The organism is Sphingomonas oligophenolica, from assembly GCF_039522915.1.
Lineage (GTDB): Bacteria > Pseudomonadota > Alphaproteobacteria > Sphingomonadales > Sphingomonadaceae > Sphingomonas > Sphingomonas oligophenolica.
This window is the reverse complement of the sequence record NZ_BAAAEH010000010.1, coordinates 104019-127552: the sequence shown is the minus strand read 5'-3', so window position 1 is coordinate 127552 and position 23534 is coordinate 104019. Positions and strand designations below refer to the sequence as shown.

Here is a 23534-nt window from a genome sequence, read left to right as displayed (position 1 = left end):
TGACCTACCCCCCCCCCCCCGCGCCTTGCCGCTCGGGAGCACCTGGGCAGGGCGGTCCCCACGCCGCCCTGTCCTTTTTTTCCATCTTTCCCAAGAGTTCGCGCCGAGCCTTTTCGAATAACGGCTTATGCTATATCCTATAGGATCACTCGGGCAGCTGTGCTAGCTGCCGTTCAGGGCCGCGAAAGACTGCCCGTCACAGGAGCGTTGAATGTCCAGCTTGTCCAGACGAAGCCTGTTGTTGAGCACCGGCGCCACCCTGTTGCTGGCCAGGGCAGGTGTCGCAAAGACTGCGTCCGGGTGGACGCCGCCGCCGATCCCGCCCCACGACCCCAAGGTCGACACTGAATGGCGCCATTATGCGGCTGACCAGGCGAACACGCGCTACGCCCCGCTCGACCAGATCAACGCGGCCAATTTCAACGATCTCGAAGTCGCCTGGCGCTTCAAGACCGATGCGCTCGGCGCGCGGCGGGAATATCAGTTCGAGGTGACGCCGCTGCTGGTCAAGGGCCGGCTGTTCCTGACCGCGGGGGCGCGGCGCGACTGCATCGCGCTCGATGCGACGACCGGCGAGATGCTGTGGATGTACCGCATGGACGAAGGCCAGCGCGCCGCGAACTCGCCGCGTCAGCTCTCGGGCCATGGCTGCTCCTATTGGACCGACGGGACCAGGGAGCGGGTCCTGTTCGTCACCACCGGCTACCGGCTAGTGTCGCTCGACGCGGCGACCGGCATTCCCGACCCCGATTTCGGCGACAAGGGCGTGATCGACCTCAAGGCCGATTTCGACCAGCAGATCGATCCGCTGACCGCTGATGTCGGCCTGCATTCGACGCCGCTGGTCGTGAAGAATGTCGTGGTGGTCGGCGCTGCCCACAGCGCGGGCGATGTGCCGGCGACGCGGTTCAACGTGAAAGGCTATGTCCGCGGCTTCGACGTCACGACAGGCAAGCGGCTGTGGATCTTCCACACCATCCCGAAAAAGGGCGAATTCGGCTACGACACCTGGCTCGACGGCGATGCCGACCAGGCGGGCAATGGCGGCGTCTGGGCACAGATGTCAGCCGACGAGGAGCTCGGCCTGGTCTATCTCCCGATCGAGCTGCCGACCGGCGACGAGATGGGGCTGTATCGCCACGGCGCGGCGCTGTTCGGCGAATCGCTGGTTGCGGTCGACATCATGACCGGCCAGCGCAAATGGCATTATCAGTTCGTCCATCACGGCCTGTGGGACCGCGATATCCCCTGCGCGCCGATCCTGTGCGACATTCCGCATGAGGGCAGGATGGTGAAGGCGCTCGCCCAGCCGACCAAGCAGGCCTTTCTGTACGTCCTCAACCGCGAGACCGGCAAGCCGATCTGGCCGATCGTCGAGCGCAAGGTCCCAGCCGGCGACGTGCCGGGCGAATGGTATTCGCCCACCCAGCCCTTCCCGACCAAGCCGCCGGCCTATGACCGCCAGGGCTCGACCCCGGACAATCTGATCGATTTCACCCCCGAGCTCCATGCCGAGGCGCTCGAGCTGGTCAAGAATTACGTCACCGGCCCGCTTTATACGCCGCCGACGCTGAGCAAGCCGGGCGGCCCGTTCGGCACGCTGGTCGCGCCGGGGCTTCAGGGCGGCACCAACTGGCCGGGCGGCTGCTACGATCCCGAGACGTGCAAGGTCTATGTCTATTCCAAGACGACGATGCAGCCGATCGGCATCGTGCCGAGCACCGACAAGAATGTCTCCGATTTCGCCTATGTCCACGGCATGGCCGGGGTGCCGCCCCAGGCGCAGCACGCAATGGGTGCTGCGAACGAAGGCAGCTTCCGACCGCCGCCCCCGCCGCCGCCTGGCGCCCCCAAGGGGCCGCGCCCCGGCCCGGTCAGCGTACGCGGCCTGCCGCTCATCAAGCCGCCCTATGGCCGGATCACTGCGATCGACCTGACCCGGGGCGATATCGCCTGGCAAATCGCGCATGGCGAGACGCCGGACAATATCCGCAACCACCCCGCGCTGAAGGGCCTGAAGATTCCCCGTACCGGCCGCGAGGGCAATCTCGGGCCGCTGTGCACCAAATCGCTGGTAATCTGCGGCGAGGCCGGATTCTTCACCAACCCGCAGGGCGTGCGCGGTGCGATGCTGCGCGCCTATGACAAGGCCACCGGCGAGGAAAAGGGCGCCGTCTATATCCCGGCGCCACAAAGCGGATCACCGATGACCTATATGCTCGGCGGCCGCCAATATCTTGTCGTCGCGATCGGCGGCGGCAACTATAGCGGTGAGCTGGTTGCGTTCAAACTGCCCAGGGAGACATGAGTATGCGTACCCCCTTCAAGCCCTCCGCCGGACGGGCCGCGTTGCTGGCGGCGACCGGCCTGTTCGCGGTGACCATTGCGGTTGCAACGCGCGCGCAGGCGCCGGCCGCCAATGTCTGGGGCGGGGTCTATACCGCCGACCAGGCAAGCCGCGGCAAGGCGGCCTATATGACGAGCTGCGCGAGCTGCCACGGCCCGGCGCTCGCCGGCGGCGATTCAGCCCCGGCGCTGATCGGCGGCACCTTCCTCAACAACTGGAACAGCACCACCACGGGCGACCTGTTCAGCCGAATCCATGATACGATGCCGGCGAACGACCCGGGCAGCCTGGGCGGCAAGACGGTCTCCGATATCGAAGCCTTCATTTTCCAGGCCAACGGCTTCCCGGCGGGCACGACACCGCTGCCGAGCGAACCGGCAATGATGGCGGGAACCAAGATCCTCGGCACCAAGCCGGCGGGATGAGCCGGGCGCGTGGCGGACCTGGCGGTCCGCCGCGGATTGTACCAATCCGGCTGAACTTGATCGCCTGGGCGTCGTTCGATCGTCCTTTCGCGATTCGATCGGATATCCTATAGTTCCCGCATTGGACGCTTCGGCGCCGTTCCAGTTCGAGACCCTATGGAAAACCCCGACCCCCCCTTGTCTTATCCGCCGGCAGGCTATCGCTCGCCCCGCCCGGCGCCGGTGCCGACATTGGTGGCCTGGGCGCATGAGCATTTGCTCTCGATGCTCGTCTCGATGGAGATCGCCCCGGGAACGCGGATCGGCATCGACGCGGTCGCACGCAAGCTCGGCATCTCGCAGACCCCGATCCGCGAGGCACTGAGCCGGCTCGAAGCCGAAAAGCTCGTCATCAAGGTGCCCAATGTCGGCTATCACGCCAGCGCGCAGATGACCCCGTCGGAAGTCAGCGACCTCTATGTGCTGCGCCAGCTGATCGAGCCCTATGCGGCCGCCCGCGCCGCCGAATCGATGACCGACGAGACGCTCCGTCAACTTGCGGCGATGGAAGAGGAGATGGACCGGATCCAGGCCGAAACCGGCGTCGCTTATGCCCGCTTCGCCGAGGCCGACGCGATGCTGCACAGCCTGGTCGCGACCGGGAGCGGCAACCCGCTGATCGCCGACACCATCGCGCGGCTGCACATGCATCTCCACATCTTCCGCTTCCTGTTCAACACCAACGCTCCGCAGGAAGCCGCACAGGAGCATGCCGAGATCATCCACGCCCTGCTCGCGCGCGATCCGGCGGCAGCCGAAGCGGCGATGCGCACCCATCTCGAACGATCGCGGGTGAGGATGGAGGAGGCATCGGTGCGGATTGCCGCCCGAACCAGCCCCGAGCCACGCGCCGTGAGCCCGGCACGGCGGGGCGGAATCTAGGCGATCGTCGACGGCGCTGGCGAGCCCGGCGCATCGCCCTGTCGCTGCGCGGCGCCATCCCGGCCGGGGCTGCCGGCATTTACGTATTTTTCCTGAGAGTCCTTCTCGGCGATCCGGGCTTAATTGCGAGCCACCGACCGAGACGGCTCGCCCCCCGAGCCGCTTACGGTGGTAAAAAGTCGGCCGGGCGACCATCTCCCCCCAGAAGGCCGCCCGGCCGCGTCTCTCCCGCACAAATGATTGTCCAATACGTTGCGCCGCGCGTGACGCGCATGCCGCATCGGCGCCCCGATCAAGCGAGGCTCTTCGATCGGCTGAATGCGGGCGGCCAGCGCCGCAGATGACGGGCGGAAATGGATGCCCCGTGAGGATTCGAACCTCAATTAACGGAGTCAGAGTCCGTAGTCTTACCTTTAGACGACAGGGCAGCGCGGCTGGCGATCTAGGGTGGCAGGCGCTGGCTGTCAACCGAGCCGCGGCGGACTGCTTGCCGCAAGCCGCGCCCTGCGCTACCCCTTGCGTCAAGCACCGAACGGCAGGCCTGCGCCAGCCGCGACGGCAGAACATAATAGCGAGTACACACGGCATGGCGGATCACTCGCCGAAAATGCCGTACCGGCAGGATCGTCCTGCCCGTCCGGCGCCGACTCCCAATGCCACCGCGGCAGGGCGCCCGCGTTGGCCAGAGGCGCGCCATTTCGCCGCGCTCGACCTAGGCACCAATAATTGCCGCCTCCTGATTGCCCGGCCACAGGGCACGGGCTTCGCGGTGGTCGATGCCTTTTCGCGAATCGTCAGGCTGGGCGAAGGGCTCGCGGCGACCGGACGCCTCAGCGACGCGGCCATCGACCGGACGCTTGCCGCGCTGAAGGTCTGTGCCGACAAGCTGAAGCGCCGCAACGTCGCGCTCTCACGCTCGGTCGCGACCGAGGCGTGCCGCCGCGCCAGCAACGGGACGGAGTTCATCGCCCGCGCCTATGCCGAGACCGGCATCCATCTCGACGTCATTTCGGCCGAGGAAGAGGCGCGGCTCGCGGTGCTCGGCTGCCACGCGCTGATAGAGCCCGGCGACGACCCGGCGCTTGTGTTCGACATCGGCGGCGGATCGACCGAACTGGTGCTGATCGACACCCGCCCGCGCGTGCCAGTCGTGCTCGACTGGCACAGCGCGCCCTGGGGGGTCGTCTCGCTGACCGAAAGCGTGGGCAGCGGCGACGGGCGGGACGGACTCGCGGTCGCCTATGCCCGGATGCGCTCCCTTGTCGCCGAAAGCTTTGCCGGCTTTGCCGGCCGCCTGCCGCGCAACATCGACCGCCCGCGGCTGCTCGGGACCAGCGGCACGGTGACGACGCTCGCCAGCGTCCATCTCGGCCTGTCGCATTATGACCGCTCGGCGGTCGACGGGCTGATCGTGCCGGCAAGCTCGATGCGCAAGATCAGCAGCGACCTGTCGCGGATGAGCCTCGCCGAGCGCGCCACCCTGCCCTGCATCGGCACCGAGCGCGCCGACCTGGTGGTGGCGGGGTGTGCGATCCTCGAGACGATCATGGATCTATGGCCCGCCGAACGCCTCGGCGTTGCCGATCGCGGCATTCGCGAGGGCATCCTGCGCCGGTTGATCGGGGGGAAAGCCCTGTGAGCAAGGACACGCGATGAGCAAGGATGGGGGCGGCCTCAGGGTCCGCGTCAAGACAGCGCGCCGGCGCACCGCGCAATCGACGCGCTGGCTCGATCGCCAGCTCAACGACCCCTATGTGAAGCGCGCCAAGGCGGAGGGCTATCGCAGCCGGGCCGCCTACAAGCTGATCGAACTCGACGAGCGGTTCGGATTCCTGAAGGGAACCAAGCGAGTCGTCGATCTCGGCATCGCCCCGGGCGGCTGGGCGCAGGTTGCGCGCCGGCGCCTGCCGCGCGCGGCGATCGTCGGGATCGACCTGTTGCCGGTCGATCCGATCGACGACGTCGTCATCCTCCATATGGACTTCATGGACGACGCAGCACCCGACAGGCTGATCGAGGCGCTGGGCGGCGCGCCCGACCTCGTCCTGTCGGACATGGCCGCCAACACCGTCGGCCATCCCCAGACCGATGCCCTACGGACGATGGCGCTGGTCGAGGCGGGGCTCGCCTTTGCCGTCGATGTGCTCGAGCCCGGCGGGGCGTTCATCGGCAAGGTGTTCGCGGGCGGCGCCGATTCGGCGCTGGTCGCCGAACTCAAGCGCAACTTCAAGACAGTGAAGCATGCCAAGCCGCCGGCGAGCCGCAAGGGATCGTCCGAATGGTATGTCGTGGCGCAGGGGTTCAAGGGGCGGAGCGCCACCGCCTGACAGCAAAAGGCCCGCGAATCACGCGGGCCTTTCAACTCAAGCAAGACGGCGAAGGCTCAGCCCTCGTAATCGCCGCCCAGATTCTGGTTGCGCGGGGGCGCGGCCGCAGTGAGGCGGAGCGCTTCGGCCGAGGCCGCGAGGCTGCCGATCTCGTCGGGCGTATCCTCGTCATCGACCTGGACGCGCTGCAGGCCCGAGACGACCGCTTCCTCGAGGTGATTCGGACGGACGGTTTCCTCGGCGATCTCGCGGAGCGCGACGACCGGATTCTTGTCACGATCGCGATCAATGGTGAGATCGGCGCCGCCGGAAATCTGCCGCGCACGCTGCGCTGCATAAAGTACCAGGTCGAACCGGTTGGGGATCTTGTCGACGCAATCCTCGACAGTGACGCGCGCCATGAACGGCTTCCTTCGCAACAACGATAAAAGAGAAGACGCGCGATCTAGGGCGCGCGCCCTCCCAAGTCAAGGAAAGCAGCTTGCGCGGGCGCGCGGGCGGAAAGCGGCTTGCGCGCGCTCGCGCGCGTGGCCATCACCCTTTCGTGCCAGAACCCGCGATCCAGCCGAGCTTCACCGTCGACGGCAACCAGCTGACGATGCTCGACACCGGCCCGCGGCGGCTCGACGCGCTGATCGCGCTGATCGAGGGCGCCGAGCGGACGCTGCGCATCATCTATTATATCTATGTCGACGATGGAGCCGGCGCCCGGGTTCGCAAGGCGATGATCGATGCCGCGACCCGCGGCGTGAAGGTCCACCTGGTCGTCGACGGCCTTGGCAGCGAGCTGGCCGAGCAGCACCGATTCTTCGAGCCGCTCCGTGAGGCCGGCGTCGATGTGTGCCGCTTCGTGCCGCGCTGGGGGCGGCGCTATCTGCTGCGCAACCATCAGAAGCTCGCGCTGGCCGACGAGGGGCGCGCAATCATCGGCGGTTTCAACGTCGAGGACAGCTATTTCGGCACGCCCGCCGAACAGGCCTGGCGCGATCTCGGTCTGCTCGTCGAGGGGCCGGCAGCGGGGCATATCGCCGGCTATTTCGATTCGCTCGCGCGCTGGACCCGGCACCCCAAGGCGCCGCTACGCGCGCTGCGCCGCTCGCTCCAGGCCTGGAGCGAGCCCCAGGGCAAGACGCGATGGCTGTTCGGGGGCCCGGGCCGGAAGCTCTCGCCCTGGGCGCGCGCGATCAAGCGCGATCTCCAGACGGCGCGCAAGACCGACATCATCGCCGGCTATTTCGCGCCGAGCCCCGGCATGCTCAACCGGCTCGACCGGGCAGGCATGCGCGGCCGCGTTCGAATCGTGCTGCCGTCCAAGAATGATCACGGCGCCGCGATCTGGGCGTCGCGCTTCACCTATGCCGGCTTGCTGCGCAAGCGCGTCGAGATCTACGAATATCAGCCGACCAAGCTGCACACCAAGCTCTTCGTGGTCGACGATGTCGTCTATATCGGCTCAGCCAATTACGACGTCCGCAGCCTGTTCCTCAACCTCGAGATGATGCTTCGGATCGAGGACACCGGCTTTGCCGCTCATGTCCGCGGCTATGTCGATGGCGAGATCGCCGATTCGGAGCGAATCACCGCAGCGCTCTACAAGGCGCGCACCAACTGGTGGGTGCGGGTGAAGCAGGCGGCCGCCTTTTTCGTGATGACGGTGCTCGATTTCAACGTGACCAAGCGGCTGAACTTCGGACCCGAGCAGCGTTGAAGGAGGCGCCGCCGGGATCCGCGCCGGGTGATTTCCGCTGTTCCCGCTGTTTTTCGAAAAATTCTTTTTCGCCGCTGTTATGTAGGGTTTTGGGAACAATTTTCTTAGGCGTTATCAAAAGCTTGTACGCGATTTCGCTGTTATCGCATAACAGCGGCGGAACAGCGGCGATAACAGCGGCGGAATCGCCGGAACAGCGGGATAACAGCGGCGCGGCCCACCGGAACAGCGGTGGGCGTCGTTACGATAGTGCAGTCATGTCAAAGAGCGGGGACGCCGACACGACGTCCGTCCGCATCGTTGCGCGATTGCCGGCTCGATTGAATCGATTCACCGCTCCGGACGGGCCAGGCGATGCCGGTTCAGTCCTTCCAGGCCCAGTAAAGCTGGGCCGGCGGAACGTTCCACCATTCCATGTCGTGATCGATACGCGGCAGATAGGGCTCGATGAAGTCACGGCATTTGGGCGAGAATTGATACACCAGAAAGGCGCCGCCCGGGCGAAGCACATCTGCGGTCGCCTGGCCGATGGCGTCGCCGACACCCGCGGGGAGAGTCGAAAAGGGCAGCCCCGACAGGACGTAATCGGCGTGATCGAAACCATGATCGTTGACGATCTGGCGCACATCGGCGGCTGAACCGCCAACCGCCATGAAGCGCGGATCGGTGATCTCGTGGCGCAGATAGCGGATGAAGTCCGGGTTGGTATCGATCGCGATATATTTGGCGTCCGCCGGGAGCCGCTCGAGGATGTGCGGGCAGAAGGTGCCGACGCCGGGGCCATATTCGACGAACAGCCTGGTATTCTCCCAGTCGACCGGGCCAAGCATCTTGCGGATCAGCTTGCCCGACGAGGGGACGATAGACCCCACCATCACCGGATGCTTGAAAAAGCCCCGCAGGAACATCCCCCAGGGCGAGGGCACGCCGGCAGCGGCCCGGCGCTGACGTCGGGCGGCGGTGGTCGAAACGGTCACAGGCGATCCCTTTTGAAACTGGACTGACTCATGTCTGTCGCAATCCTGTAACGAACATTCAAGCTTTAGGGTTGCGATCTCCTTTCGATCCGGCGTGATCCTGGCCCCGTTCGGGGTTGCACGAGAGGATGAAGCGCCTAATCGGAGGCAATGCGCAGCGACCGATCCGGCCAGATCGTGGTGATCTTCCTTTCTATCCGCACCGGAGCCGATGACGCCGGCTATGGCGCAGCCGCGGCGGCGATGGAGTCGCTCGCTGCAGCGCAGCCCGGCTATCGCGGCATCGAGAGCACGCGCGGCACCGACGGGCTTGGCATCACCCTGAGCTTCTGGGCTGACGAAGCGAGTGCGCTGCAATGGCGCGACCACCCCGAGCACAAGGCGATCCGCGATGCCGGGCGCGACCGCTGGTATCAGCGCTATGAGGTGATCGTATGCGCGGCGCAGCGATCCTATGCGTGGGAAAAAGGGTGAGAAGCCCGGCGATCAATCGCGACTTCGCCTTGCTGTTCATGGTGATGCTGACGATCGCGGCGGGAAATACGGCGCTGCAATCAGTGCTGCCCGCGCTCGGGCGCGAACTCAAGGTCGCCGACAGCGCGGTGGCGGCCGCCTTTTCAGTCTCGGCGCTGCTCTGGGTGCTCGCCGCGCCCTACTGGGCAAAGCGCTCGGACCGGCACGGCCGCCGTGCGATGATCCTGCTCGGGATCGGCGGCTTCAGCGTATCGCTGTCGCTGTGCGGCCTGTTTCTCGCTGCCGGAATCAATGGCTGGATCAGCGGCACCGCGGCGTTCATCTGCTTCATCGCCGGGCGGCTGATCTACGGAACCTTTGGCGCGGCGGCACCTCCCGCGGTGCAGGCGCTGGTCGCCGGACGGACGAGCCGCGAGGAGCGGACGCGCGCGCTGACCCTGCTCGGGTCGGCCTTCGGGCTCGGCACGATCCTGGGGCCCGCGATCGCGCCTTATCTGATCCTCGGCGGCATCGGCGCGGTGACGATCGGGCTTTCGGGACCTGCTTTCCTGTTCGCCCTGTTCGGTGCGGGCATGTTCCTCGCTGTATGGCGCCGCCTGCCCAACGACCTGACGCCGCAGCCGGGCACGCACGGCGCCGCCAATGCCTATCCCTCGATCGGCGGGCAAAGCTCGGGCGCCAGCGTCACCGCCGCGACCGAGCCCCACAGCGAGCATGTCGGCTATGCTGATCCGCGCATCCGCGCCTGGATGATCGCCGGGCTGGTGATGGGCCATGCCCAGGCGATGACCGGGCAGGCGATCGGCTTTCTGGTCATCGACCGGCTGCATGTCGCGCCGGCCGACGCGCTTCAGCCGACCGGCATCGTGCTGATGATGGGTGCCGGCGCCGCCTTGCTCGTGCAATGGGGAATCATCCCGCTGCTCGACCTGAAACCGCGCCAGCTCGTGCTGACCGGGCTGGTGTTCGCCAGCGCGGGCTGCGCGATGACCGGGCTTGCGACCTCGCTTTACGGCATTGCGACCGCCTATGCGCTTGCCTCGATCGGCTTCGGCTTTACCCGGCCGGGCTTCACCGCCGGCTCCTCGCTCGCGGTGGGGCATGCAGCGCAGGGGTCGGTCGCCGGCAAGGTGACGTCGATCAACGGCGCGGCGTTCGTGCTCGGGCCGTCAATCGGCGTCGGCCTGTACGAGTGGCGGCATGCGCTGCCCTATCTGACCGCGAGCGCCGCGCTTGTGCTGATGTTCGGCTATGCATGGGTGGCGTTGCGCGAACCGCGCCACGACTCCTGGCCGTCGGGCGCTTAGCTAGAACATCGTGCGTTAGATCAGGACCGCTACCCGCTCAGGACGAATGGCTCAGATTTTACGCCGGCTGCTCTCATCGGCGGCGGCTGTGACAATCCATGTCGCAGCTCGCAGACTCACTTTGCCGCCTTGCTCGCGCGCCGACAGAGCGGCGCGCACCAGCGGCTCGGCTTCGGGAAGGAGCGCCGGCGCTTCCCTCAGGATCTTTCCCAAGGCACCGACGCGTGTGACCACTTTCACCATCGCGTCGGCATCGCCGCTGGACACGCGGCTGTCGTTGGCTGTGATGGTGATATCGTGAAAGCCTGCTGCTCGAAGAAGCTGATCGATCGTGTCGGCACTCTCGAAGCTGAAGGGCGTGCTATCGACCATGGCGCCGAGACCGGCGGCCTCCACCGGACCGAAGTCCAATTCATTCTCCCGCATCGATCTCCAGCAGACAAAGCCTATCCTCCCGCCGTGCTTCAGCATTCGACGCATGTTCGCAAAGGCGACGATTGGATGAGCAAAGAACATCATTCCAAAACGAGAGAAAATGCAGTCGATGCTTTGATCAGGCAGCGTCAAGCCTGCGGCATCCCTTTGCAACACCGTCACTTGAGGCAGATGCGCTGTCCTGGCGCGCGCGACCGCCAGGACGCGCGGCGCGATGTCGACGCCGATGACGCAGCCGGCTGGTCCTACCCGATCGACCAACTGCAAAAGCGATTCGCCTGCACCGCACCCGACGTCCAACACCGTCTGGCCGCTCGCTGGAGCCAGGGCATCCATGGCGATCAAGCCAAGCGGAGACATTTGCAGATCGATGAGCTCGGCCAGCTCAGCCCGCGCCTGATCTCCCGGATCCTGCACTGTGGGGGGCGCCGTCATACCTCAGGTCTGCGAGGGAAATGGTCAAAGCGCAATGTCAGCTTATGCCGGTGCGGCATGATCGTCAGCGGCCGATCCTTCGGCACTTCCGGCCGGTCCTCGTATCGATCCCGAACCGTCGGAGCCGGTATCGGGTTCCGGGAGCTACCGAAGCCCCCGGAACCCAAGGTCGCCGGATAGCGAACTGCCAGGCCACCGCCCTGTGGATGCAGGACGAGACGCCCCGAGCATTTTCTGATCATCCCGGGGCATGACGACCTGCTGCCCGCCCTTAATCGCTCTCCTTCGGACCGCGCGATCGAAGCTGGCCGTGCGTGATGAAACCGATCGGCTGGATGGCCGAGGCTTCCTGCTTAAGCCGCGCGGCCATCTGTTCATACTCCCGCTCCATTTCGGGTGTTACCGAAGCGCGCGAGTCGAGGAGCGCCTCCTCGAAATGCGCCATCGTCACCTCGGCTACACTGAGCGACTGGCGCAGCGCGACGAGACCGGCGCGGCGGACCAGATCCTCGAGATCGGCGCCGGTGAAGCGCTCGGTGCGGCTCGCCATCTCGTCGAGATCGACATCGGGGGCGAGCGGCATCTTGCCGGTCTGGATCGCGAGGATGCGTCGCCGCCCGGCCTTGTCGGGCACGCCGACATAGACCAGCTCGTCGAAGCGGCCCGGGCGCAGCAACGCCGGGTCGATGAGGTTCGGCCGGTTGGTCGCGCCGATCACCACAACCGATTGAAGCTCCTCGAGCCCGTCCATCTCCGACAGAATGGTGTTGACCACCCGCTCGGTCACCTGCGGCTCGCCCATGCCGCCGCCGCGCGCGGGGACCAGCGAATCGAGCTCGTCAATGAAGATGATGCACGGTGCCACCTGGCGCGCCCGGGCGAACAGGCGCGCGATCTGCTGCTCCGATTCGCCATACCATTTGCTCAGCAGGTCGGACGATTTGGTGGCGATGAAATTCGCCTCCGCCTCACGCGCGACCGCCTTGGCGAGCAGGGTCTTGCCGGTGCCGGGCGGGCCGTAGAGCAGAAAGCCCTTGGCCGGCCGGATGCCGAGGCGACGGAACGCGTCGGGATCCTTGAGCGGCAGCTCGACGCCTTCCTTCAGGCGCGCCTGCGCCTTGTCGAGCCCGCCTACATCCTCCCAGCGGACCCGCGGCGCCTCGACCATCACTTCGCGCATCGCCGAGGGCTGGACGCGCTTCAGCGCATCGAGGAAATCCTCGCGCGTGACCGCCAGCGTATCGAGCACTTCGGGCGGAATCGTGCCCTCGGCGAGATTGAGCCGCGGCATGATCTTGCGCACCGCCTCGATCGCCGCCTCGCGGGCGAGCGCGGCGATATCGGCGCCGACAAAGCCGTAGGTGGTCCGGGCGAGCTCGCCGAGATCGACCTTGTCGCCGAGCGGCATGCCGCGGGTATGGATGCCGAGAATCTCGCGGCGGCCGCGCTCGTCGGGCACGCCGACGACGATCTCGCGATCGAACCGGCCGGGCCGGCGCAGCGCTTCGTCGATCGCCTCGGGGCGATTGGTCGCGGCGATGACGACGACATTGGTACGCGCCTCGAGCCCGTCCATCAGCGTCAGCAGCTGCGCGACGAGCCGCTTCTCCGCCTCGCCCGAGACCTGGCCGCGCTTCGGGGCGATCGAATCGATCTCGTCGATGAAGACGATCGACGGCGCCGCCTTGGCTGCATCCTCGAACACCTGGCGCAGCTTGCTTTCCGATTCGCCATACGCCGACCCCATGATCTCGGGACCATTGATCAGGAAGAATTCAGCCGCCGATTCATTCGCGACGGCACGGGCGAGCCGCGTCTTGCCGGTGCCGGGCGGCCCATGAAGCAGCACGCCCTTGGGCGGATCGACGCCGAGGCGCTGGAACAGCTCGGGATAGCGCAGCGGCAGTTCGACCATCTCGCGGAGCTGGTCGATCGTCTGCCCCATGCCGCCGATATCGTCATAGGTGACATCGGCGCGGCGCGCTTCCTTGGGCTCCTCATATTCGGGGCGGAGCTCGATCTCGGTATTCTCGTCGACATGGACGACGCCCTTGGGCGTCGTCGCGATCACCGCGAGACGGATCTCCTGAAGCGCATAAGCGGGCGCGCGGAGGAATTGCTGGACCCCGGGAGGCATATTGTCGACGCGCTGCTGGCCGGCAGTCGCCACGACATCGCCCTGGGTGAGCGGGCGGCCGAAAAAGGTGCGCTTGAGCGCGCTCGATGAGCCCTGGAGCCGCAGATTCTGCTGGGCGGGGGCGAAGACGACACGCGTCGCTGGTTTGGATTCGACCTTGCGGATCTCGACGAAATCGCCCGAACCAACCCCGGCATTGGCGCGCTGCAGGCCGTCGATCCGGATGATCTCTAGTCCTTCGTCCTCGGCATAGGGCGCGACCACGCGCGCCGGCGTCGTGCTCTTGCCGACGATCTCGATCACGTCCCCTTCGCCAATGCCGAGCGCCGCCATCAGCGCACGCGGGACATGGGCAAGCCCGCGGCCGCTATCTTCGGGCCGCGCATTGGCGACCTGCAATTTCCGGACGGGGACTTCGCTATCCGCCATGTAAGGATATCCTCTGGAGCTCATCGTTGAGCGCGCGACATAGGAGGCAGGTTCCCGTTATGCGAGCATTTGACCAGGAGGTTCGCACAAGCCGCTGAAATAAAGACAAAAAAAGGGCCGATCCCGAGGGACCGGCCTGGAAAGTTTTAGGAGAGGATGCCTGAAAGGCACCCCCTATGTGCGCCGCAGCGGTTTATGTTGCAAGTGCGAAGTAAGACGCGGTGATTGCGTCTGATGCAATCGGCACTGGCAATATGCCGAGGGGGAATGCTAGGTTTAGAGAAGTGGGTATATGATGCACTGCACAAGGGAGCGCTACCAAGATGCGTAGATTGCCGCCGTTGACCGCGATCGAGGCGTTCGTCCAGGTCGCCAGGCTCGGGTCGATCAAGGCTGCCTCGCAGGAGCTGGCGCTGTCGCCGCCTGCGCTCAGCCGGCGCGTCCAGGCGCTCGAGCGCTTCATCGGCAAGCCATTGTTCGATCGCCGGCATCAAGCGGTGGTACTCAACGCTGATGGCGAGCGGCTGCTCCAGCAGATCGCGCCGGCGCTCGACAGCCTCTCCGACGCGGTCGAGGTGATGACCAGCGGCACCGATGTGCTGCGGCTGCGGCTCGGCATCCTGCCGTTGTTCGCCTCGCAGCGCCTGTTTCCCCGCCTCGGCGAGTTGCGGGCGAAGCATCCCGAGCTCCATCTCGACATCGATACCGCGGCGCACGGCCTAGCCCGGCTCGGCGACGGGCTCGATGCGGTGATCGCGCTCGCCCGCGAAATCGATCCGGCGCTCTACGCAAAGAGGCTCGACCGCAATTCAGTCTATGTGATCGGCGCGCGCAACCTGATCGAACGCGAAAACCCGATAACCCGTCCTGAACAGCTCGCCGGCCTCACCGTGCTCGTCCACCGCGACATGCCCGACACCTTCAGCGCCTGGCGCCACGCCGCCGGCCTTGGCGATATCGAGCCGCTGGCGATCGACCATTTCGATTCGGGCGCGCTGATGCTCGAGGCGGCGGCGCAGGGGCTCGGCATCGCCTTCATGCATGAGAGCCATTTCGCCGACGCGCATGACGAGCGGCTGGTCAAATTGTTCGATATCGATGTCGAGAGCCCGTACAGCTACTGGTTCGCCTGCCGGCCCCGCGCGCTGACTCAGCGCCCGGTGCGGCTGTTCCACGACTGGCTGATCGCGACGATCGGCGATCCGGGGGTGTGAGCCCATTCGCCCCTCCCCATCAGGGGAGGGGCTTTCAAGCAAGCTTACGCAGCGCGTGCCTTGACGATCTTGCCGGGCTCGCGGGGCGGCTCGCCCTTGGGCAGCGCGTCGATATGCTCCATGCCCTCGGTCACTTCGCCCCAGACGGTGTACTGGCCATCGAGGAAGCGGGCATCGTCGAAGCAGATGAAGAACTGGCTGTTGGCGCTGTTCGGGCTCTGCGCGCGCGCCATCGAGGCAGTGCCGCGCTTGTGCGGCTCCTTCGAGAATTCGGCCGGAAGATTGGGCTTGTCCGAGCCGTGCATGCCGGTGCCGGTGGGGTCACCGCCCTGGGCCATGAAGCCCGGAATCACGCGGTGAAAGACCACGCCGTCGTAAAAGCCGTCATTGGCGAGCTCGACGATTCGCGCGACATGCTGCGGGGCGAGATCTGGGCGCAGCTTGATCGTGACATCGCCGGTGGCGAGCGTCAGCGTCAGGGTTTCGGGGGTATCGGCCATAGGGAAAACTCTCCTGGAAAACGGGTTGCGACGCCCCTAGCCCCGCGCAGCTTCGCTGGCAAACCGGGATGATTGGTCCAAATGATTGGCAGGGCGCCGACACGGCGCTAGACCGCGCCCGAACGGGCAAGGAGGTCCATGATGAGCGAGACCGAGCTTAGCCAGCCCGAGGCCGATTCCCAGCAGCTCGACGAGGACGACCGGCTCAAGCCGGAATTCGTCCGCGCGGTGCTCGATGCTGTCGAGGAGGGCGACTCCGAAGCGGCGCGGGCGTTGGTCGAGCCGCTTCACCCGGCCGATATCGCCGACCTGTTCGAGCTGACGCCGCACGAGGAGCGCGCCGCGCTCGCCAAGGCGATCACCGACTTGCTCGACGCCGATGTGTTCGCCGAGATGAACGATTATGTCCGCGAGGATCTGATCGACGCGCTCGAGCCGCATCAGGTCGCCGACATCGCCTCCGAACTCGATACCGACGACGCGGTCGCGATTATCGAGGACATGGAGGAGGACGACCAGCGCGCCGTGCTCCGCGCGCTCGACCCCGACGACCGCGCCGCGATCGAGGAAGCGCTTTCCTATCCCGAGGAATCAGCCGGCCGCCTGATGCAGCGCGAGCTGATCGCGGTGCCCGAGCATTGGACCGTCGGCGATGCCATCGATTATCTGCGCGGCCATGAGGAGCTGACGACCGACTTCTGGGAAATCTACGTCGTCGATCCGGCGCACAAGCCGGTCGGCACCTGCCAGCTCTCCTGGATCCTGCGCACGCCGCGCGGGGTTGCGATCAGCGATGTGATGAAGCGCGAGCAGACGCTGATCCCGGTCGACATGGACCAGGAAGAGGTCGCGCTGCGCTTCCAGAAATATGCGCTCATCTCCGCAGCGGTGGTCGATTCGGGCGGGCGGCTGGTCGGCATGATCACGGTCGACGACGTGGTCCACATCATCTCCGAAGAGGCGGGCGAGGATATCCTCCGCCTGTCGGGCGCCGGCGAGGGCGACATCAACGAGCCGATCCGGCTCACCGTGCGGACGCGCTTCGTCTGGCTGGTGATCAATCTCGGCACCGCGTTGCTGGCAGCATCGGTGGTGGGTCTGTTCGAGGCCGAGATCGCCAAATTCGCGCTGCTTGCGGCGTTGATGGGAATCGTCTCGGGAATGGGCGGCAACGCCGGCACCCAGACGCTCGCGGTGGTCGTGCGCGCGCTCGCGACCAATCAGCTGACCAGTTCGAACACGACTCGGATGATCACGCGCGAATTCATGATCGCGCTTGCCAACGGCATGTTGCTCGGCCTGCTGATCGGGTGCGGCACCGGACTGATCTACGGCAATCTCTCGCTCGGCATCGTGTTCGGGCTGTCGATCCTGATCAACAACCTCGTCGCCGGGCTTTCGGGCGTCCTGATTCCGGTCGGGCTGGAGCGCGCCGGAGTCGATCCGGCGGTGTCGTCAGCTGTATTCGTGACGATGATGACTGATTGCATGGGCTTTTTCACCTTTCTCGGCCTGGCGATGCTCTGGGGGCTCAGCGCCTAGAGCCTGTTCAACGCGACGGCGGCTGCAAGACTCCGGTTGCCGAGCGGCGCCATCGTCCCCAGATCGCCATCATGCCGCTTCACATCACCAAGGTCGCGTTCGGGACGACGGGCGTCGAGCATCTCGCCGAGCGGCTGCGCGCGCGCGCCGAGGCCGGTCCGGTATTCCTGACGACGCGCTATCTCCCCAAGCGACACGAGGAAATTGCCGGTCAGGGATCGCTGTTCTGGATCCTCAAGCACCAGCTGATCGCCCGCTCGCCTATCCTCAGCTTCGGCGAGGCCGAAGGCGGGCGAGTCGCGATCCATATCGATCCGGTGCTGATTCTCACCCATGCCCGGCCCAAACGCGCCCATCAGGGGTGGCGTTATCTGGAGGACTGCGATGCCCCCGTCGATCTGGGCGACGACATGGTTGTGGGCGACCAGATGCCCGCGGCGTTGATGGGCAAGCTCTCGGGTCTTGGGCTGCTCTGAAGCGCCCGGCTGATCAGGGTGCGGGCAGCTTGCCGCAGCTGATCGGACCACCGGCCATTGCCTTCACCGTGCAGGCCGGGGTGCCGTAAACGGTGGCGGCGCCGAGGCCGGTGGTGGTGACCGTGGCAGTGTAGCGCGCGGTCACCCGGGTCTCGCCATTGCCGTCGAGGCGGAGCGTGAGATCGTCGGCGACGAGCGGCGCAGCGGCGATCCGGCCCGGGCCGCTGGTGGTGAGATGCGCTTTGGCGGCATGCCCGGCGAGCGCGATGTCGCCCGCGCCGAGCAGGGTGACGAAAAGCTGGTCCGCCTCGAGCCCGCCGACGCTCAGCGATCCGCTGCCGGTCAGCGAGAGGTCGATCCGCTGGCCGCGGACCGGGCCATCGATCGACAGCCGGCCGCCGCCGATCACCAGCGCGCTGCGGATCGTCGCGATCGAGACGGTGACGACCGGCGCGGCGATCGCGCCGGTGGCGGCCTGCTCGCCCCAGCCGCCGACCCCGGCGCGGACGATCAGGGTGGTGCCTTCTACTCGGATATCGAGATCGTCGGTCGCGTGCGGATCGCCCTCGGCGCGCGCGCCCGGCGACGGGCCGATCGCGAGCCGGACGTCGAACGGTCCCTCGACGCGGATCCGGTCGAAGCTGCCGATCGAATAGGTGCGATCGGCGGCCTGGGCGGAACCGGGGGCGAGGACGATAGCGAACAGCGGGAGATAGCGGATCATCCGCCCGACATTCACCCTATGCGCCGCGCTGGCAAGCCCGGCTCAGCTGCCGCAGTGAACGTCGCCCGAGCCCATCTTGCTCGTGCTGCATTTCGCGCCCGAGCCGAGATCGACATCGCCCGACCCCATCACCGAGACCTGGGCCGGGCCGGTGACGTCGGCGCGCACGCCGCCCGAGCCCGCTACCGAGACATCGGCGCCTTCGGCCTTGAGCCCGCCGGCATCGACATCGCCCGAGCCGGCGATCGCGATCTTCAGATGTCTGGACGAGCCCTTGAGCTTCATTCCGCCCGAGCCGGCGATCGAGAAATCGCCCGTCTGGACATTGAGCGAGGCGACGTCGAGATCGCCCGAGCCGGCGCTCTCGCCCTTGAAGCTCTGGCCATCGACGCGGTCGACGCTCATATTGGCCGAGCCGGCGATGGCCGCCTCGGCGATCCGCGGCATCGTCACGAAGACCGTCACGCCCTTGTGGCTGCCGCCACCCCAATGGAAGCCGCTGCCATTGATCCGGCCGATCCGGAGCGTGTCACCGACCTTCTCGATCTTGAGCTTGTCGAGCTCGGCCGAGGGGCCTTCGGCCCGCACCGAAAAGCCGGTGCCGACGCGGATATCGACATCGTCAGAACCGCGCAGATCGACGCCGGTGAAATCGGCGACCGCAAAGCTGCGCGACGTGCCGGTGCCCGAGCCGGCAACGCCCGGCTTCGAATCGTCATCCGAATGATAGGAACAGGCAACGAGCGGAAGGGCGGCGATCAGGGCTGCCATCAGGGCGACAGGACGCATAAAATCCTCCAATGTGTGTTGTTTCTATAATACACCGAGGAACGCCGCGCAACCAAAAAGGGCGGCCGTTGCCGGCCGCCCCTCATGGTCTTCTCGAAACAGGCTTCCCGAATCAGGCGGGAATCTTGTCCTTGTTGTGGATCGCCGCTGCCTTGCGCAGAATCTCGAGGATCTTCTCCTGCGCGGTCGGCTCGTCGACCTGCTCCATCGCGGCGAGTTCGCGCGCGAGGCGGCTGGTCGCCGCTTCGAAGATCTGACGCTCGGAATAGCTCTGCTCGGGCTGGTCGTCGGCACGGAACAGATCCCGGACCACTTCGGCGATCGACACGAGGTCGCCCGAATTGATCTTGGCTTCATATTCCTGGGCGCGACGCGACCACATGGTGCGCTTCACGCGTGGCTTGCCGGTCAGCGTATCGAGCGCTTCGCGCAGGGTCTTGTCGGACGAGAGCTTGCGCATGCCGACGCTCTCGGCCTTGTTGGTGGGAACGCGGAGCGTCATCCGCTCCTTTTCGAAGCGAAGCACATAAAGTTCGAGTTGCATGCCGGCGATTTCCTGCCGTTGCAGCTCGATGACACGGCCGACGCCGTGCTTGGGGTATACGACATAATCGCCGACGTCGAAGGACAGCGCCTTGGCAGCCATTCCGTTGAGCCTTTCCATGGACCGATTCCCCTGAGGATGCGCGGCGGCAGCTAAGCTGCGCGCGCGCGAAAAGGGGGTGTTGATTTCAGCTTCTCCAGGCGGATGACGCGAATCCACGCCTCCGTCTTGATCCATGTAGCATAGTCGTAATAAAATTACCAGCCAAACGTCGCCGAACGCTGGCCGTTACCGCTATTATCAGGACAAAGACGACGCTATCCGGCGTTTCTGCCCTTCGCGCCCACCCATTCGGGCCGACGGATCGGCCGATCAATCGCCCTTGCCGGGTTCGGGCGAGAAGAATTTGTCATACTTGCCCGTCTCGCCCTTGTGCGCGTCGGCATCTTCGGGCGTCTGATCATTCTTGCGCGTGACATTGGGCCATTGCGACGAGAAAGTATTGTTGAGCTCGAGCCACTGTTCGAGCCCGCTCTCGGTATCGGGCAGGATCGCTTCAGCGGGGCATTCGGGCTCGCAGACGCCGCAATCGATGCACTCGCTGGGATTGATCACCAGCATGTTCTCGCCTTCGTAGAAACAGTCGACGGGGCAAACCTCGACGCAATCCATGTACTTGCACTTGATGCAGGCATCGGTGACGACGTAGGTCATTACGGCACTCCCCTCGACCGGAACCCAGAACCGGCTGAACGCCCGTCTGCTATGCGCCGTCGCCGTCGCCGTCAACGCCCCTCGGCTCCTGCGAGACATTCTCAGCAAGCAGATCGACATAACAGGCCTGCGCTTCGGGTGCCGGGCCGCGGCGTGGCGGCAGCTTCTCGACCCGGATCGCGCGGACCCGGTCTCCCTGCAGAAAGGCAAGCGTCGAGCCGATACGGACCGGGACGTGCCCGCGCTCCACCCGGCGGCCATCGACCCGGACATTGCCGGCCTGGGCCAGCGCCTGGGCGGCGCTGCGCGTCCTGGCGAAGCGGGCGAACCAGAGGAAGCGATCAAGCCGCATCGCGCCGCCGCCGGCCCCGCCCTCAGCCAAAGGTCGACCCCAGGCCGGCGAGCGCGGCAAACGCATTGTCGCGCGACGGGGGCGCGACTTTAGCGCGGACGATGCCGCGCCACACCCAGCGCGGCGCACCCTCGACTGCGGCCGCGGTGCGGAAGCCGAGCGCCGCCATCAGGCGCGCCAGCGTCTCCGGCTTCACCCCCATCGAGATCGCCAGCGCTGGATCGGGCGCGAACGGCTTGCGGCCGGCGCGGGCATCATGCGCGGCGCGGGCAATCCGCTCGACCAGGTCGATCCGGACTGCCTGGGCGCCGAGCGGCCGATAGCCATCGGCCAGCGTGGCGCCTGACGCCGCGCGATCGAGCACGCTCGCGCTGTCGGGCGGGGCGGCGGCGAGTGTCTCGCCCCGGGCAATGCGCAACACCCGCCGCCAGCGTACGGGGCCGGGCTTGAGCAGCCTGGCATCGAACAGATCGAGCGCACCGATCGTCACGCCGTGCGCGCGAAGTTGCCTTCGCCCCGCCGAATCGAGCGAATCGACTGACGCGGCAATATCCGAACGGGCAGTGATGCCGCCGGCCGCCACCAGCGCGGCAGCGACGGCGCGAAGCGCGGGTGGCGCCAGCGGATCGCGCTGCGCCGTGTCGAGCGCGACCAGCCCGGGAAGCCGCCGGCCGAGCTGGCCGGCAAGCCATTGTTCGAGCCGGGCCTGGATCTTCGAGCGCAACCCGCGTTCGAGACAATCGAGCGTGCGATCGAGCATCACCCGCGGGCGAACCAGGGTCGGCCCGGCACCGAGCTGCGCCACTTCGAGGCCCTCCCAGCGAATGGCGGGCCGATCGCCCTCGATCGCCAGCGCCTCGTCGGCCGCCGCCGCCAGCGCAGCGCCGCGGCGGGCGCGCTCGTCACCGAGGCGGCGTTCCGCCGCGGCGAGGAGGAGGCGCTTGTCGCCGTGCCGGGCATCGGCCGCCACGGTGAATCGAAAACCCTCGAGCCGGCCGATCGCGTGATCCTCGACCATCACCTCGCCCTCGGGGCCGATGACGACGGGCAGCGCGCCGCGATCCGCGCCGATCTGGCGAAGCAGCATGGTCGTGCGCTTGTCGACGAAGCGCTGAGTCAGGCTGAGATGGAGCGCATCGGAGAGCCGCTCCTCGACCGCCGCCGCGCGGCCGGCCCAATGCGCCGGGTCAGCGAGCCAGTCGGGGCGATTGGCGATATAGGCCCAGCTCCGCGCCGCCGCGATCCGTCCGGCAAGAGTCTCGACATCGCCCGCGACATTGTCGAGCCGGGCGATCTCCTCGGCAAACCAGGCGTGCGGGACATGGCCCTGCCCTTCGCTGAGATGGCCGAACAGACGGCCGACGAAGCGCGCGTGCGGATCGACGCCGAGCTTGCGGAAATCGGGCAACCCCGCCGCCGCCCAGAGCCGCGCCACCATCGCCGGGGTACGGACACGGTCGCGCACCCAATCCTCCTCGGCGAGCCGCTTGAGCACCGCAAGGTCAGTCGCCTGCGGCGCGGCGCGCAGAACGCGCTCCGCAGGGCGCGCCTCGAGGCTCGCAACCAGCGCATCGATGCTCGACATGTCGGGCTCGCCGTCGCGCCAGTACAGGAAATCCAGGCGCGGAAAGCGATGCTCCTCGATCGCCGACACCTCCTCGGGAGTGAACGCCCCAGGCCCCTCCTCGACCAGCGCGCCGAACGTGCCATCGCGCTGGTGGCGCCCCGCACGCCCGGCAATCTGCGCCATCTCGGCGACGGTCAGCCGGCGCTGGCGGTGACCGTCGAACTTGTCGAGGCTGGCAAAGGCGACATGCGCCACATCCATGTTGAGGCCCATGCCGATCGCGTCGGTCGCGACGAGATAATCGACTTCGCCGGCCTGGAACATCGCGACCTGGGCGTTGCGGGTCCGTGGGCTGAGCGCCCCCATCACCACCGCCGCGCCGCCGCGCAATCGCCTGAGCATCTCAGCGACAGCGTAGACCTCCTCCGCCGAGAAGGCGACGATCGCCGAACGCTTGGGCAGCCGCGAGATCTTGCGCGCGCCGGCATAGCTGAGCGTCGAGAAGCGCGGCCGGTTGAGGATGTCGATGCCGGGCACCAGCGCCTTGAGCATTGGGCGCAGCGCCTCGGAGCCGAGAATCATCGTTTCCTCGCGGCCCCGGGCGCGCAGGATGCGGTCAGTGAAGACATGGCCGCGCTCGGGATCAGCGCCGAGTTGCGCCTCATCGACCGCGACGAACGCCAGATCGCGATCGAGCGGCATCGACTCGGCAGTGCACAGGAACCAGCGCGCGTCCCTCGGGACGATCTTTTCCTCGCCGGTGATCAGCGCGACCTGGCCCGCGCCCTTGATCTTCACCACCCGATCATAGACTTCGCGCGCCAGCAGCCTGAGCGGGAAGCCGATCATCCCGCTCGAATGGCCGCACAGCCGCTCGACCGCGAGGTGGGTCTTGCCGGTGTTGGTCGGGCCAAGCACCGCGGTGACCGGGCGTTCGCTGTCACGAGTCATGATGATCGATACATTAAGTGCCAATGGCCGCAGCGCAACCAGCGCTCCCGCAAAAACTGCGCTAACCATAGAGAATGCTTAGCGGATTTGGTGAATTCTCCCTTCGCCGCAGCGCTACAACGTTTCGCCGCACGAGTCCCGGCGCGGAACATTCCTTAATTTGACTTTAGGGGAATGTCGCCACAGTCATTTGACCTCGCGCCGGGGGGTTCGTTTCAGTCGGCGACATAACACGAAGG

22 protein-coding genes and 1 tRNA gene are annotated in these 23534 nt (G+C 66.5%); 11 read left to right on the top strand and 12 right to left on the bottom strand.

Annotated elements, in window-relative coordinates:
• Positions 1-211: 211 nt before the first annotated feature.
• From ABD050_RS07430 to ABD050_RS07420, 3 genes are all read left to right on the top strand, one after another.
• The gene (locus ABD050_RS07430) at positions 212-2308 is read left to right on the top strand and encodes an outer membrane protein assembly factor BamB family protein (RefSeq protein WP_343888619.1); all 2097 of its coding nucleotides are present in this window, start codon (positions 212-214) and stop codon (positions 2306-2308) included.
• 2 nt (positions 2309-2310) lie between these two features.
• On the top strand, positions 2311-2772 hold the full coding sequence (locus tag ABD050_RS07425) for a c-type cytochrome (protein WP_343888618.1): 462 nt from the start codon (positions 2311-2313) through the stop codon (positions 2770-2772).
• 222 nt (positions 2773-2994) lie between these two features.
• On the top strand, positions 2995-3693 hold the full coding sequence (locus ABD050_RS07420; RefSeq protein WP_343888617.1) for a GntR family transcriptional regulator: 699 nt from the start codon (positions 2995-2997) through the stop codon (positions 3691-3693).
• A gap of 354 nt (positions 3694-4047) precedes the next feature.
• Here ABD050_RS07420 and ABD050_RS07415 read toward each other — a convergent pair.
• Positions 4048-4121, bottom strand: a tRNA-Gln gene (locus ABD050_RS07415).
• Between the two features lie 158 nt (positions 4122-4279).
• Between ABD050_RS07415 and ABD050_RS07410 the strand changes: the two genes are divergently transcribed.
• Together ABD050_RS07410 and ABD050_RS07405 are read left to right on the top strand one after the other, a co-directional pair.
• The gene (locus ABD050_RS07410; RefSeq protein WP_343888616.1) at positions 4280-5332 is read left to right on the top strand and encodes a Ppx/GppA phosphatase family protein; all 1053 of its coding nucleotides are present in this window, start codon (positions 4280-4282) and stop codon (positions 5330-5332) included.
• A 13-nt stretch (positions 5333-5345) separates the two neighbouring features.
• Complete coding sequence (locus tag ABD050_RS07405; RefSeq protein WP_343888615.1) at positions 5346-6020, top strand: RlmE family RNA methyltransferase; 675 nt, start codon at positions 5346-5348, stop codon at positions 6018-6020.
• A 56-nt stretch (positions 6021-6076) separates the two neighbouring features.
• Here the strand turns inward: ABD050_RS07405 and rpoZ are convergent, their stop codons facing one another.
• Positions 6077-6421, bottom strand: a complete 345-nt coding sequence (gene rpoZ, locus ABD050_RS07400; protein ID WP_343888614.1) for a DNA-directed RNA polymerase subunit omega — start codon at positions 6419-6421, stop codon at positions 6077-6079.
• 143 nt (positions 6422-6564) lie between these two features.
• Here rpoZ and ABD050_RS07395 point away from each other — a divergent pair, with 143 nt between their 5' ends.
• Positions 6565-7728 carry a phospholipase D-like domain-containing protein gene (locus ABD050_RS07395; RefSeq protein ID WP_343888613.1) on the top strand — a complete coding sequence of 388 codons (1164 nt, stop codon included), beginning with the start codon at positions 6565-6567 and terminating at the stop codon, positions 7726-7728.
• Positions 7729-8090: 362 nt separating this feature from the next.
• Here ABD050_RS07395 and ABD050_RS07390 read toward each other — a convergent pair whose 3' ends face one another.
• Complete coding sequence (locus ABD050_RS07390) at positions 8091-8705, bottom strand: class I SAM-dependent methyltransferase (protein ID WP_343888612.1); 615 nt, start codon at positions 8703-8705, stop codon at positions 8091-8093.
• 150 nt (positions 8706-8855) lie between these two features.
• On the opposite strand from ABD050_RS07390, the gene ABD050_RS07385 reads away from it, so the two are divergent.
• Positions 8856-9179, top strand: a complete 324-nt coding sequence (locus ABD050_RS07385) for an antibiotic biosynthesis monooxygenase family protein (protein ID WP_343888611.1) — start codon at positions 8856-8858, stop codon at positions 9177-9179.
• Positions 9180-9217: 38 nt separating this feature from the next.
• Positions 9218-10486 (top strand): MFS transporter, encoded by a 1269-nt coding sequence (locus tag ABD050_RS07380; RefSeq protein ID WP_343888694.1) that lies wholly within the window; start codon positions 9218-9220, stop codon positions 10484-10486.
• 51 nt (positions 10487-10537) lie between these two features.
• On the opposite strand, the gene ABD050_RS07375 is transcribed toward ABD050_RS07380, so the two are convergent.
• Both ABD050_RS07375 and ABD050_RS07370 read right to left on the bottom strand, forming a co-directional pair.
• On the bottom strand, positions 10538-11356 hold the full coding sequence (locus ABD050_RS07375; protein WP_343888610.1) for a class I SAM-dependent methyltransferase: 819 nt from the start codon (positions 11354-11356) through the stop codon (positions 10538-10540).
• Between the two features lie 271 nt (positions 11357-11627).
• Positions 11628-13922 carry a CDC48 family AAA ATPase gene (locus ABD050_RS07370; protein ID WP_343888609.1) on the bottom strand — a complete coding sequence of 765 codons (2295 nt, stop codon included), beginning with the start codon at positions 13920-13922 and terminating at the stop codon, positions 11628-11630.
• A 323-nt stretch (positions 13923-14245) separates the two neighbouring features.
• On the opposite strand from ABD050_RS07370, the gene ABD050_RS07365 reads away from it, so the two are divergent.
• The gene (locus tag ABD050_RS07365) at positions 14246-15136 is read left to right on the top strand and encodes a LysR substrate-binding domain-containing protein (RefSeq protein ID WP_343888608.1); all 891 of its coding nucleotides are present in this window, start codon (positions 14246-14248) and stop codon (positions 15134-15136) included.
• A gap of 44 nt (positions 15137-15180) precedes the next feature.
• Here the strand turns inward: ABD050_RS07365 and ABD050_RS07360 are convergent, their stop codons facing one another.
• Positions 15181-15636, bottom strand: a complete 456-nt coding sequence (locus ABD050_RS07360) for a peptidylprolyl isomerase (protein WP_343888607.1) — start codon at positions 15634-15636, stop codon at positions 15181-15183.
• A 141-nt stretch (positions 15637-15777) separates the two neighbouring features.
• On the opposite strand from ABD050_RS07360, the gene mgtE reads away from it, so the two are divergent.
• Both mgtE and ABD050_RS07350 read left to right on the top strand, forming a co-directional pair.
• A complete protein-coding gene (mgtE, locus tag ABD050_RS07355) occupies positions 15778-17178 on the top strand; it encodes a magnesium transporter (protein WP_343888606.1) in 1401 nt (466 codons plus the stop codon).
• 71 nt (positions 17179-17249) lie between these two features.
• Complete coding sequence (locus tag ABD050_RS07350; protein ID WP_343888605.1) at positions 17250-17654, top strand: DUF1489 family protein; 405 nt, start codon at positions 17250-17252, stop codon at positions 17652-17654.
• 13 nt (positions 17655-17667) lie between these two features.
• Here the strand turns inward: ABD050_RS07350 and ABD050_RS07345 are convergent, their stop codons facing one another.
• The 6 genes from ABD050_RS07345 to ABD050_RS07320 all read right to left on the bottom strand — a co-directional run bounded on the left by ABD050_RS07345 (position 17668) and on the right by ABD050_RS07320 (position 23295).
• Positions 17668-18378: a head GIN domain-containing protein gene (locus tag ABD050_RS07345; protein WP_343888604.1), complete on the bottom strand. Its 711-nt coding sequence runs from the start codon at positions 18376-18378 to the stop codon at positions 17668-17670.
• A 42-nt stretch (positions 18379-18420) separates the two neighbouring features.
• Positions 18421-19167, bottom strand: coding sequence for a head GIN domain-containing protein (locus ABD050_RS07340; RefSeq protein WP_343888603.1), 747 nt, complete (start codon positions 19165-19167; stop codon positions 18421-18423).
• A gap of 112 nt (positions 19168-19279) precedes the next feature.
• Positions 19280-19813, bottom strand: coding sequence for a CarD family transcriptional regulator (locus ABD050_RS07335; protein ID WP_343888693.1), 534 nt, complete (start codon positions 19811-19813; stop codon positions 19280-19282).
• Between the two features lie 270 nt (positions 19814-20083).
• Positions 20084-20425, bottom strand: coding sequence for a ferredoxin FdxA (gene fdxA, locus ABD050_RS07330; protein ID WP_343888602.1), 342 nt, complete (start codon positions 20423-20425; stop codon positions 20084-20086).
• 49 nt (positions 20426-20474) lie between these two features.
• Positions 20475-20777 carry an RNA-binding S4 domain-containing protein gene (locus ABD050_RS07325; RefSeq protein WP_343888692.1) on the bottom strand — a complete coding sequence of 101 codons (303 nt, stop codon included), beginning with the start codon at positions 20775-20777 and terminating at the stop codon, positions 20475-20477.
• 22 nt (positions 20778-20799) lie between these two features.
• Positions 20800-23295, bottom strand: coding sequence for a helicase-related protein (locus ABD050_RS07320; RefSeq protein WP_343888601.1), 2496 nt, complete (start codon positions 23293-23295; stop codon positions 20800-20802).
• Positions 23296-23534: the final 239 nt, after the last annotated feature.

Excerpts from the sequence above, each read along its gene's own strand:
- ABD050_RS07320 (WP_343888601.1), bottom strand. The coding sequence starts at position 23,295 with ATGACTCGTGACAGCGAACGCCCGGTCACCGCGGTGCTTGGCCCGACC.
- ABD050_RS07335 (WP_343888693.1), bottom strand. The coding sequence starts at position 19,813 with ATGGCTGCCAAGGCGCTGTCCTTCGACGTCGGCGATTATGTCGTATAC.
- ABD050_RS07430 (WP_343888619.1), top strand. The coding sequence starts at position 212 with ATGTCCAGCTTGTCCAGACGAAGCCTGTTGTTGAGCACCGGCGCCACC.
- ABD050_RS07345 (WP_343888604.1), bottom strand. The coding sequence starts at position 18,378 with ATGATCCGCTATCTCCCGCTGTTCGCTATCGTCCTCGCCCCCGGTTCC.
- ABD050_RS07385 (WP_343888611.1), top strand. The coding sequence starts at position 8,856 with ATGCGCAGCGACCGATCCGGCCAGATCGTGGTGATCTTCCTTTCTATC.
- ABD050_RS07375 (WP_343888610.1), bottom strand. The coding sequence starts at position 11,356 with ATGACGGCGCCCCCCACAGTGCAGGATCCGGGAGATCAGGCGCGGGCT.
- rpoZ (WP_343888614.1), bottom strand. The coding sequence starts at position 6,421 with ATGGCGCGCGTCACTGTCGAGGATTGCGTCGACAAGATCCCCAACCGG.
- ABD050_RS07410 (WP_343888616.1), top strand. The coding sequence starts at position 4,280 with ATGGCGGATCACTCGCCGAAAATGCCGTACCGGCAGGATCGTCCTGCC.
- mgtE (WP_343888606.1), top strand. The coding sequence starts at position 15,778 with ATGAGCGAGACCGAGCTTAGCCAGCCCGAGGCCGATTCCCAGCAGCTC.
- fdxA (WP_343888602.1), bottom strand. The coding sequence starts at position 20,425 with ATGACCTACGTCGTCACCGATGCCTGCATCAAGTGCAAGTACATGGAT.
- ABD050_RS07325 (WP_343888692.1), bottom strand. The coding sequence starts at position 20,777 with ATGCGGCTTGATCGCTTCCTCTGGTTCGCCCGCTTCGCCAGGACGCGC.
- ABD050_RS07340 (WP_343888603.1), bottom strand. The coding sequence starts at position 19,167 with ATGCGTCCTGTCGCCCTGATGGCAGCCCTGATCGCCGCCCTTCCGCTC.
- ABD050_RS07350 (WP_343888605.1), top strand. The coding sequence starts at position 17,250 with ATGCCGCTTCACATCACCAAGGTCGCGTTCGGGACGACGGGCGTCGAG.
- ABD050_RS07425 (WP_343888618.1), top strand. The coding sequence starts at position 2,311 with ATGCGTACCCCCTTCAAGCCCTCCGCCGGACGGGCCGCGTTGCTGGCG.
- ABD050_RS07405 (WP_343888615.1), top strand. The coding sequence starts at position 5,346 with ATGAGCAAGGATGGGGGCGGCCTCAGGGTCCGCGTCAAGACAGCGCGC.
- ABD050_RS07365 (WP_343888608.1), top strand. The coding sequence starts at position 14,246 with ATGCGTAGATTGCCGCCGTTGACCGCGATCGAGGCGTTCGTCCAGGTC.
- ABD050_RS07370 (WP_343888609.1), bottom strand. The coding sequence starts at position 13,922 with ATGGCGGATAGCGAAGTCCCCGTCCGGAAATTGCAGGTCGCCAATGCG.
- ABD050_RS07360 (WP_343888607.1), bottom strand. The coding sequence starts at position 15,636 with ATGGCCGATACCCCCGAAACCCTGACGCTGACGCTCGCCACCGGCGAT.
- ABD050_RS07380 (WP_343888694.1), top strand. The coding sequence starts at position 9,218 with ATGGTGATGCTGACGATCGCGGCGGGAAATACGGCGCTGCAATCAGTG.